Genomic DNA, 9,780 nt, shown 5'->3' with positions numbered 1-9,780 from the left:
CAGGCTAGACCCGCGCAATGGGGCAGGCATGCAAAAAGGTTATTGCAGAGTTTCAGAGACATCTCCGGCTTAGCGTTGTCTGGCGAACGAACCTTGAGGTGCCCCCTTGTGGCAAGGCTGCCGTTTACGCGGGACGTGCGCTATATCGTAGGACCGGAAAAGCCTGCGCGGCAATCACGCGGATCGCGGTCTGGCAGAGGCCACGGAGCAGACGGCTGACGAAGGGCGCTTCCGCACGCCGCCGCTGCGCAACGTCGCCGTGACCGGGCCGTGGTTCCACAATGGGTCCGCCCGGAGGCGCCACGAAGCGATTGATCGCCATCGGCTCGCTTTGGATGCCGACTAAGCGACCCAAGTTCTGGCTTATCTGGACGCTCTGACCGATCGCAGTTTAATCGATAACCCTGACTTTGCCTTTCCCGACAATCCGTGCGGCGAAAGATGAGGGTGCTGCGGCCCAGCGACCATCAGGTGCCAGTGACAGGCTTGGAGCGAAGAAACGTTCGCAAGCGACGACAAGTGGGGCGGCCAACCAGAGCGGGAGCCTCCCGTTTTATCTCACAATAAGCCACTAAAACTGCCAAGACTGTTGCGTTTACTGTTGCCCCGACGCTCCGAATAGGCGTCCAAAACATCTGGATTGGGTCGCGCACTGGCGAAAAAGCAGAAGGTCTGTACCGAGGGAGCCGAATTCGACCTTTGAAGGGTAACAATGGGTCGGCTCTGCGGCTGTCATCTGATAGTGCTCAAGAAATCTCGCTTAGTAGTGGTCGACCGCTCTGGAAATCCGGAACCGCACCCCTTGGGATAATTGCCTTCTATATCCATTAGAATATAGAGCGCGTGAAAACAGGGGGCTATCAATGCGAAAATCAACCACAAGCACTTGTATCGCAGGCAGCCTGCACGCGCTGGCGATGGTGGTCTTCGTGCCCGCGAGCGAGGCCCAGGCCCAGGCCCAGGCAGACGGCGGCGGCGAGATCATCGTCAACGGCGTGCTTCCTTCCGAGGACGATACTTACCGCACTCGCAAGGTGGCAGTCGGTCCGCTGGGCGAGAAGTCCCCGCTCGACACACCCTATTCGATCAGCGTCGTCCCTGTGAACCTGGCCGAAAGCCAGCAACTCCAGAATGTGCGCGAACTCTTCCGCTACATCCCCTCGGTGCAGGGCGAGAACATCCGCCCGCAATCGCGCGGGATGCAGGCCGGCGTCGTCCAGAACACGCGCATCGACGGCCTCAACATCGCCGCGACCACGGACTATGCCATCGAGCAGTTCGACCGGATCGAAGTGCTGAACGGGCTCGCCGGTGCGCTTTACGGCCCGGCGAGCCCCGCTGGAACATTCAACTACGTGTTCAAGCGGCCTACCGACCAGTCCTTGAGCGCGTTCAAGCTAGGCTACACCAGCAGCGGAAACGTGCTGGCCCATGTCGATCTCAGCCGCCGGGCAGGCCCCGACGGGTTGTTCGGCGCACGCATTAATCTGCTTTCGCAGGAGGGCGAGACTTACGCCGACGCCAGCAACCTGCGCCGTAAGCTGGCCAGCGCCTCGTTCGACCTGCGCCCCGCGCCGGCCACCCGCATCGAGGTGAACACCAGCTATTACCGCTACACCGCAACGGGCTTTCCCGGCACGTTCTCGCTGGCGCGCGGGGTCAGCTTCGCCAGCATTCCACCCAATCCCAAACGCGCAGGCTATGGCTACAAGTGGGCCGGGGACGACAACGAGACATTTATCGCCAGTGGCCGCCTGTTCCAGAATCTGGGCAGTGACTGGCAACTGAGCGGCGGGGTCCTGTACATGACCAACGACCGTGCCTCGACAGTACCCACACTGACCATCCTCAACAGCGCGGGCGACTACCGCGCGACCACGGTGAACACCACATTCAGCCTCGACCGGGTGTTGAGCAACAACGCCACCCTGCGCGGCAAGCTGGACCTGGCCGGCATCCGCAATGAAGTGTTCGTCGGCACAACCGGTTTCCTGTGGAAGCGCTACACACCGTTCCAGACCGGCGCGATCACGCTGGGCAGCGGCAACCTGGCGAACCCTGCCAGCTTTGACCAGCCCGTGCTGCCGGACTTCAAGGACCGCTTCCACGCACAGACCACGCGGCAGCAGGCGATCACGTTCGGCGATACGATCAGCTTTAATGACACGGTATCGGTCCTGCTTGCCGCTAGCCAGAACTGGATCAGCGCGCGCAACATCAACCGTACCGGCACCGTCACATCGCGCTACAAGGACAACGGGCTGAGCCCCACCGCCAGTCTCATCGTCAAGCCGCGCGCCAACATGACCGCCTACGTCACCTATGCCAGCAGCCTGCAACAGGGTGATGCTGCCCCCGCTGCTGCCGCCAATGCCGGCGAGGGGCTTTCCCCCTATCGCAGCAAACAATGGGAGGCAGGCTACAAGCTCGACCTTGGCCGCCTGGCCCTGGCTCTGGCCGCCTACCAGATAGAGCGGCCCTATGCCTTCACGGGCCCGGACAACATCTACCGCGAGCAGGGCCGCCAGCGTAACCGCGGCGTGGAACTTACCGCAAACGGCCGCATCACCGACGACCTCAACCTGTTTGGAGGGGTATCCGTGCTCGATCCCAAGCTGTTCGACACCGGATCGGCGCTGACCAGCGATAAGCAAATCCTAGGCCTGCCCAAGCTGGCGTTCAACCTGCTGGGCGAATACCGCCTGCCGATGCTGCCGGAAGTGACGCTTAGCGCCGACGTTAGCCACGTCAGCGAGCGTCCCGGCAACTACAGCAATACCGATTTCGTCGATGGGTATACGCTGGTCGACCTTGGCATCCGTTACCAGACGCACATCAACGGGCAGGACCTCGCCCTGCGCCTGAGCGTCAACAACCTGTTCAACCAGCATTACTGGGCCAATATCACTCCCACCGGGCAGAACGGCTACAACAGCACTGACGATGGCACCGGCACGCTGGGCGCGCCGCGCTCGGTGCGCGTGCAGATGCAGGTGGCGCTGTGATGTCCGTCCGCATCGCAGCACTTGCGCTGATCGCGGTGGCAAGCACCATCCCGAACGTCGCGGTGGCGCAAAGCCCCGCGCCGGTCCTCACCGTCTATGCGGCCGGCAGCACCACCGGGGTTCTGGGCGCGATGCTGAGGCGCTTCGAGGCCGAGACCGGGCAGCATGTCGATCTCCAGACCGGCCCTGCCGGCCTGATGCGCGAGAAGATCGAGGCGGGTGAGCGCGCCGATCTGTTCGTTTCCGCCAACATGACTCATCCGCAACGCCTCCATGCCCAGGGCAAGGCGAGCGCGGCGGCGGTGTTCGCCCGCAACCGGCTGTGCGTCTACGCCTTGCCCGCCGTCGGCATGACGAGCGCCAACGTGCTCGACCGCCTTCTCGATCCAAAAGTGCGCATCGGCACATCCACGCCCAAGGCAGATCCCGGCGGCGACTATGCCCAAGAACTGTTCGATAAGGCCGACAGCGTTCGTCCCGGCGCCACTGCGGTGCTCAGGGCCAAGGCGCAGGCGGTCGTCGGCGGCACCGTTACCCCCGCGCCAAGCAAGGCGACCAGCCAGGGCGAGGCCATGCTGGAACGCGGCACCGACGTTTCGATCGGCTATTGCAGCTCGCGCAAGACCACCCCCGACCCCAGCGTGGACAAAGCGGAACTTCCGCCCGAATTAGCGATCAAGGCCGACTACGGCATGGTCGTGGTGACGACCTCGCACGATCCGCTGCGCGAGGCGGCGGCTGGCAAGCTGGCGCTGTATCTGCTATCCCCGGAAAGCCAGACCCTGCTTGCAGCATACGGCTTTGGCGCTCGCTAGGCGTTTAGTCCCAGCATCTGGCGGTTCGAGTTGACGGTGAACCGTTTGGTTTTTGCCGTTTAGATTTTGGTGAAGGGTGTGAGGCCGCCCAGTGTCTTGAGCCAGCGGGCAAAGTTCTAGACGGCCATGAAGTCGGCAAGATGCGTCCGAGGTTGGTCGTGGCTCTCGTAGTGGAAGCGCTTGACGGTCGCCTCTTTGATGGTCCGGTTCATCCGCTGAATTGAATCCTCCATGTTCAGCTGGTCTTGGCTCAAAACACGCACTCTGTCCTCTTGTAGCTCAGTCAGCGAGCGCAGCTTGTCGTTCCATTCTCGTTCCTATGTGGCGGCAACCAAGCGGTTGTTGGGATCGACCAGCATGAACCGGCGCTGCGCCAGTCCGGCATCGATCCCGGCACGCTCTACAGCGCGGAGCCGGAGGTCATCCGCTTCGCCGTTGCGATGCGCGATCTCTTTCCTGATATCTACCGCCAACTCCACGGGCGCCGGCGTCATTTCTGCCGCGATCGACTGACAGGGGGGCTCGCAGCGGGATGCGGAAGAGCGACTGCACAGATACCGAATTTCCACCTGGCCGCGCCGGTTGCACACCGGGCTCTCATATGGCTTCCGCAACGCCCGCATATAACCTGCCCTTGCACCAGGGCCGCGCCTTCGCGGGGGCGGTGAGGCGCACGCGGTCTGATAGGCTCGACCATCGGTTTCGAAGAGCCTTAGGTTGTGTTGAAATTGATCCCTACCGATGTCGCCGGGGTGGGCATCCGGGATGCAGGCAAGCCAATTCTTGGCGTCACGTTTGCGGAGCTGCTGCTTCCGATCGACGGACCGGCGGCAAAGATGCTGTCATAGGCATAAAACCTGCGGAGCAAGGATTGTGCAGAGTTCGCATGGTGGTCGGTACGGTCAGCGGTTGGAAGACCACCTGCTTGCTGCTGCGTACCCGACATGGGAAGAGGACGCCGATACGATCCTCAAAAACGTTTCGAAGAGGTGGGTGATCATCGCTTGAATTTGGGCGTCAGGATCGAGGATAACATCGCGTAACCGGGCCTTGATGAAATGCAACCCGGCTTCGCTCATGGTGACGAACCTGTCCCATAAAGCTTTTTTCTATTCTAACGAAAGGATCGCACCATCGAACCCTAGGGTCCGTTCACATACAGTAACAACGACCGATACTGCGGCAGACACGACAAGGTAAGCGGGACGCCGGCCTACAAGTCGATGCCGGTCGTGTGGCGGGCGTGTTGGCCAAAGCGGAATGAACGGTCAGCCGTGAACTCGCTGGGCGGCGAACCGTCGGGCCGTCCTTAGGGGAGCTCCGGTCCGAGTTCAGGGTCGGTTGCGAGAGCGTCGCAAACGAACTCCCCTTAAGGGGGCCCTCCAGCGACGTCACACGCCGATGGAGGGCAGCCGATCGGCAGCTCAGAGCTTGCGGGTCAGTTCCGGCACAATCTCGAAGAGGTCGCCGACGAGGCCCAGATCCGCGACCTGGAAGATGGGCGCATCCTCGTCCTTGTTGATGGCGACGATAATCTTCGAGTCCTTCATGCCGGCGAGGTGCTGGATGGCCCCCGAGATGCCAACCGCCACGTAGACCTCCGGAGCGACTATTTTGCCGGTCTGACCGACCTGAGAATCGTTCGGCACATATCCCGCATCGACGGCGGCCCGGCTGGCACCGACACCCGCGCCCAGCCTGTCGGCCAAAGGCTCAATCAGTTCCGCGAATTTCTCGCCGGAGCCAAGCGCACGCCCGCCCGCGACGATGACCCGCGCGCTCGTCAGTTCGGGACGGTTCGACGCGGCGATCTCCTGCCCGATGAACGAGGACAGTCCCTTGTCGCCGGACGTGGGAACAGCCTCGACCGCTCCACTACCGCCTTCGCGAGGAGCCTTCTCGAACGCGGTGGTGCGAACGGTGACGACCTTCTTCACGTCAGACGATCGGACGGTGGCAATGGCGTTGCCCGCGTAGATCGGCCGCGTGAACGTGTCCTGAGCCTCCACGGACAGGATGTCGCTGATCTGCATAACGTCCAGCAGGGCCGCCACGCGTGGTGCGATCGCCTTGCCCCCGGTGGTGGCCGGCGCGACGAAGGCGTCGTGACTGGCCATGAGCTGGACCACGAGCGGTGCGACGTTTTCCACCAGTTGATGAGCATAAGCCGCATCGTCGGCCATATGCACCTTATCGACGCCGAAGATCCCGGCCGCTTCCTGCGCAACGCCCTGGACGTCCTGACCGACCAGCAGCAGATGGACGTCGCCTAGTTTCGATGCGGCGGTAACCGCCGAAAGAGTGGCATCCTTGACGGAGTTGCCGTCGTGCTCGACCCAGACTAGCGTTTTCACTTCGCGACTCCCATAGCATGCAGCTTCATGACAAGTTCGTCGACGTCGGCGACCTTCACCCCGCTTGCGCGAGCTGGCGGTTCGACCACGCGAAGCGTCTCAAGGCGAGGCGAGAGATCCAGACCGAAATCGTCAGCGCTCCTCTGCGCCAGCGGCTTGGACTTGGCCTTCATGATATTGGGGAGGGAGGCGTACCGTGGCTCGTTTAGGCGCAGGTCGGCCGTTATGATCGCAGGCAGGCAATAGCGGTCCGTCTCAAGCCCGCCGTCGATCTCGCGTGTCACTGTCACGCAGTCGCCGGCGAGCTCGACATGCGACGCGGACGTCGCCTGCCCCCATCCGAGAAGTCCTGCCAGCATCTGCCCCGTCTGGCTGTTGTCGTCGTCGATCGCCTGTTTGCCGAGGATCACCAGCTGCGGCTGCTCCTCGTCGACGATCGCCCTCAGGACCTTCGCTACGCCAAGTGGTTCCACCTTCCGGTCGCTCGTGACCAGAATCGCTCGGTCCGCGCCCATGGCGAGCGCTGTGCGCAGCGTCTCCTGCGCCTTCACCTCGCCTACCGAAACGACAACCACCTCGGTCGCCAGCCCCTTCTCCTTTAGCCGGATCGCCTCCTCAACTGCGATCTCGTCGAACGGGTTCATGCTCATCTTGACGTTCGTGAGTTCAACCCCTGCTCCGTCAGCTTTGATGCGCGGTTTGACGTTGTAGTCAAGCACACGCTTGATCGGTACCAGCATCTTCATCAGCTTCCCTCCCGGTCGATCGGACATTCGCCTAACGAGTTACGACCGCGCTTAATTATACGCAAGAAGAATTAATGGTGGGTAGGTCCTATCGAAGAGCGAGGCGAAGGTCTGAGCTCTGTCTCAGTGAGAAGGCCCACCTTCGGTCAGCTCGCCGGGCGACGCATGGAGAATGCCGCCTCAGGTGCGATCTCAAAGTAGTTGGCGGCGTAGCCAGCCCGCAGCACGATGCCGGCTCCAGCCGTGTCGAACAGGCCGTTGTGCAGGAACGCGGAGTTGATGTGGACGCCCACGATCTCACCGATAGTGAGCCAGGCGCCCGCCGGCGCTCCCGACGAATCCGTGAGCGGATGCACGTCGATGAGGCGGCACTCCAGAGCCGCCGGCGCCTCCGCGACACGGGGACACTCGATGACCGTGCAGGCGGCCGCTTCGAGGCCCGCTACTTCGAACTCGTTTGTCGAAGGCGCCGCCGAGCGCGATGTCTCGTTCATTGCATCGGCGTGGCGGCGTGTGACCAGATTGCAGGCGAACACGCCCGTGTCTCGGATGTTGGCTAGGGTATCCTTTTCACCGATACTGGAGAAGCCTACGATCGGCGGTTTGTCGCCCAGCATGGAGAAGAAGCTGTAGGGCGCGAGGTTGGCCGCCCCTAAGGCCGATCGGGTAGATATCCACCCGATCGGCCTCGGTCCCAGAATCGCGCGCAACGGGTCCCTGGGGAGACCATGCCCTGCGCGAGGTTCATAGAAGTGCCAGTCGCTCATGTCGTTACGTCCTGCTTCGACCTGACTTTCATTTGGTCACGGAGCCGGGCTTCCGCCTCGCGGCGAGGATGTCGGTGAACCGCCGCCGGACGCCTAGGGCATAGAACGACGACTGCTCGCTCCTACTTCGCGCCCGTGCCTGCGAGATACGCGATGACCGCCCTACGGTCGCCATCCTTGGCAAGACCGCCGAACGCCATCGCCGTGCCCGGATACGCCGCCATCGGGTCCTTCAAGAAGGCGTCCAGCTTCTCGGGAGTCCAGCTGCCGTTCGCCTTCGCCAACGCTTCCGAGTAGGGATAACCCGCCACGCTTCCGATCTTGCGCCCCACCACCCCGGCGAGATTGGGTCCCGCCGGTGACGGCGCGCCGGTCTCGGCCGAATGGCAAACCGCACAGTTAGTGAAGATCTTCTTTCCAGCCTGGACCCGCATCGGGCTCTGCGCCAGTGCGGAATAGTCGGTGGACGTCGTTTGCGTCGCGGCGGAGCCGCCACCCTGTCCGCTCCCGCTTGCCGGCTGCTTCGAACAGGCTGCGAGCGCGGCGAGGCTCATAATAGCGAATACCGCCCACACGCCGGAGTTCGGCGAGGTGTCATCCATTTTTGTTCGTCTCCTTTTCGAGCATCGCGGTTAGTTCGCGACAGGCTCGGATGCCGCTTTCGACGGCTCCATCGATATAGGCGTGCCAGCCATCGGCAGTGCCAGAGCCGGCAAAGAATAGCCGCCCTTCCGGCTTCGCCATGTCCTTGTACTTGCGGAACCAGCCGGCGCGGTATGCTGGCCACGCTTGCTTTGAGAAGGGATCCTTAACCCAATTGTAGGGAGCGATGTCGGTGATCTCGACTCCGGGATGGATCTTGCGCAGTTCGGCGTTGACCGCATCCTGATCATTGATGTCGATGAGCGATTGGCGACCGAGCGTCGCCTTCAGAATCGTGCCAATCTCCGGGTCGGATTCCTCAGTCTGGATGGCACTGAGCGGGTTGGGATCGTCGCAGAAGGTGAAGGTGTTGCCAAGGTTCTGCTTGATCCGCATGTACATAGTTGCGCCGTCGCAAAGATCGCCGTTTTTGATGAACGCCTGCTTTTCCGCGGAGAGGCCCGGCTTGAACTCAATATCGGGATAGACCTGGGTTGGAAGCGTGAATATGGCCGCCTTGGCTTCGATTGACTGGCCGTCAGCCGTTCTCAGTGTCACGCCGCCCGCTGTCGTCTCCACCTGCTTTACGACCGTGCCGAGCCTGACATCAGCTTTGCTGTCGTCGAGTATCGCCTTGGCGAGGGCCGCAGTGCCGCCTCGGGCAATATGCCAGTGTTTCTCGGAGTCCGTGAAGGTATAGGGGTCCCACGCGGCCGCGGCAAACATCTTGACGTAGCTCATGTAGCTGAACGTGTTCGTGGAAGAGCCCGCGTACAGCACCAGTTCCGCATTCAGGGACGCGCGTTGGATTGGGTCTAGATCCAGCTTCGCCATTCGTTCGGCAGCCGATATTATGTCGAGCTTCGCCACTTCCGCGTTGGAGAACGGCGCGAAGGGTTGCGGAAAGAGCGTCTTGGCATCGGCGCAAAACTTGTCGAACGCGTCATTGTATCCAATGTCGAAGCGCTCGGGCGCAACATCGTGGACCTTTCCGTCGGCAGTCATGACGTATGCCTTGTCGAGATCGCGCAAGGGGACCTCCTCGAACCCGAAGCCATACCGCTGCATCTCGGCGAAAACGTGCGGCTGGACCCAATGGACCGAGGAGCCGCCGAGCTCGATCTGTCGCCCGAGGAAAGTGCTCGTAAACGTCCGTCCGCCGATCCGCGGACGCGCCTCCAACACCACCACCCGCCAGCCCTTGGCCGCCAACTCGCGCGCAGCCGTGATTCCAGCGTAGCCGGCCCCTACGACGGCGACGTCGTAGGGGCCTTTGTCCTTTCCGTCGCGCGCCTCCCGGTTCGGGTTTTCCTTGGCGCAGCTCGCCAAGGCGATAGCACCGGCGGCCGCGGCCCCGAACCTCATCAGCGAGCGCCGATTGATCCGGCCGCCCGTCGCCGTACCCTCATCCCCGTCCATCGTAATCGTCATAGTCATTCGTCTCCTCTCCG

The 9,780-nt window shown here is 62.3% G+C and carries 8 protein-coding genes and 1 pseudogene; 2 read left to right on the top strand and 7 right to left on the bottom strand.

Going from position 1 to position 9,780, the window contains the following annotated elements; genetic code table 11:
- Positions 1–863: 863 nt before the first annotated feature.
- Positions 864–3,005: a TonB-dependent receptor gene (locus tag A8V01_RS08205; protein ID WP_103095431.1), complete on the top strand. Its 2,142-nt coding sequence runs from the start codon at positions 864–866 to the stop codon at positions 3,003–3,005.
- Complete coding sequence (modA, locus tag A8V01_RS08200; protein ID WP_103095430.1) at positions 3,005–3,820, top strand: molybdate ABC transporter substrate-binding protein; 816 nt, start codon at positions 3,005–3,007, stop codon at positions 3,818–3,820. The genes A8V01_RS08205 and modA overlap by 1 nt, the downstream gene beginning before the upstream one ends.
- Positions 3,821–3,939: 119 nt before the next feature.
- Here modA and A8V01_RS29180 read toward each other — a convergent pair.
- The 7 genes and pseudogenes from A8V01_RS29180 to ndpB all read right to left on the bottom strand — a co-directional run.
- A pseudogene (locus A8V01_RS29180) lies at positions 3,940–4,041 on the bottom strand (IS481 family transposase); the annotation flags it as partial.
- A gap of 96 nt (positions 4,042–4,137) precedes the next feature.
- Positions 4,138–4,314, bottom strand: coding sequence for a hypothetical protein (locus A8V01_RS28545; protein ID WP_170065879.1), 177 nt, complete (start codon positions 4,312–4,314; stop codon positions 4,138–4,140).
- A 930-nt stretch (positions 4,315–5,244) separates the two neighbouring features.
- On the bottom strand, positions 5,245–6,174 hold the full coding sequence (locus tag A8V01_RS08190) for an electron transfer flavoprotein subunit alpha/FixB family protein (protein ID WP_103095429.1): 930 nt from the start codon (positions 6,172–6,174) through the stop codon (positions 5,245–5,247).
- The gene (locus A8V01_RS08185) at positions 6,171–6,920 is read right to left on the bottom strand and encodes an electron transfer flavoprotein subunit beta/FixA family protein (RefSeq protein ID WP_103095428.1); all 750 of its coding nucleotides are present in this window, start codon (positions 6,918–6,920) and stop codon (positions 6,171–6,173) included. The genes A8V01_RS08190 and A8V01_RS08185 overlap by 4 nt, the downstream gene beginning before the upstream one ends.
- A 146-nt stretch (positions 6,921–7,066) precedes the next feature.
- Complete coding sequence (locus tag A8V01_RS08180) at positions 7,067–7,687, bottom strand: flavin reductase family protein (RefSeq protein ID WP_103095427.1); 621 nt, start codon at positions 7,685–7,687, stop codon at positions 7,067–7,069.
- Positions 7,688–7,809: 122 nt separating this feature from the next.
- Entirely contained in the window at positions 7,810–8,289 is a 480-nt protein-coding gene (locus A8V01_RS08175) for a c-type cytochrome (protein ID WP_103095426.1), read from the bottom strand.
- Positions 8,282–9,760 carry a (S)-6-hydroxynicotine oxidase NdpB gene (ndpB, locus tag A8V01_RS08170; protein WP_425437287.1) on the bottom strand — a complete coding sequence of 493 codons (1,479 nt, stop codon included), beginning with the start codon at positions 9,758–9,760 and terminating at the stop codon, positions 8,282–8,284. The genes A8V01_RS08175 and ndpB overlap by 8 nt, the downstream gene beginning before the upstream one ends.
- Positions 9,761–9,780 lie beyond the last annotated feature (20 nt).

The organism is Novosphingobium guangzhouense (assembly GCF_002896965.1).
GTDB classification, from domain to species: domain Bacteria; phylum Pseudomonadota; class Alphaproteobacteria; order Sphingomonadales; family Sphingomonadaceae; genus Novosphingobium; species Novosphingobium guangzhouense.
This window is presented reverse-complemented; position numbering and strand designations above follow the sequence as displayed.

What these genes read in the sequence shown, in the direction of transcription:
- A8V01_RS08205 (WP_103095431.1), top strand. Translation starts at nt 864, where the DNA reads ATGCGAAAATCAACCACAAGCACTTGTATCGCAGGCAGCCTGCACGCG.
- modA (WP_103095430.1), top strand. Translation starts at nt 3,005, where the DNA reads ATGTCCGTCCGCATCGCAGCACTTGCGCTGATCGCGGTGGCAAGCACC.
- A8V01_RS28545 (WP_170065879.1), bottom strand. Translation starts at nt 4,314, where the DNA reads ATGACGCCGGCGCCCGTGGAGTTGGCGGTAGATATCAGGAAAGAGATC.
- A8V01_RS08185 (WP_103095428.1), bottom strand. Translation starts at nt 6,920, where the DNA reads ATGAAGATGCTGGTACCGATCAAGCGTGTGCTTGACTACAACGTCAAA.
- A8V01_RS08180 (WP_103095427.1), bottom strand. Translation starts at nt 7,687, where the DNA reads ATGAGCGACTGGCACTTCTATGAACCTCGCGCAGGGCATGGTCTCCCC.
- A8V01_RS08175 (WP_103095426.1), bottom strand. Translation starts at nt 8,289, where the DNA reads ATGGATGACACCTCGCCGAACTCCGGCGTGTGGGCGGTATTCGCTATT.
- ndpB (WP_425437287.1), bottom strand. Translation starts at nt 9,760, where the DNA reads ATGACGATTACGATGGACGGGGATGAGGGTACGGCGACGGGCGGCCGG.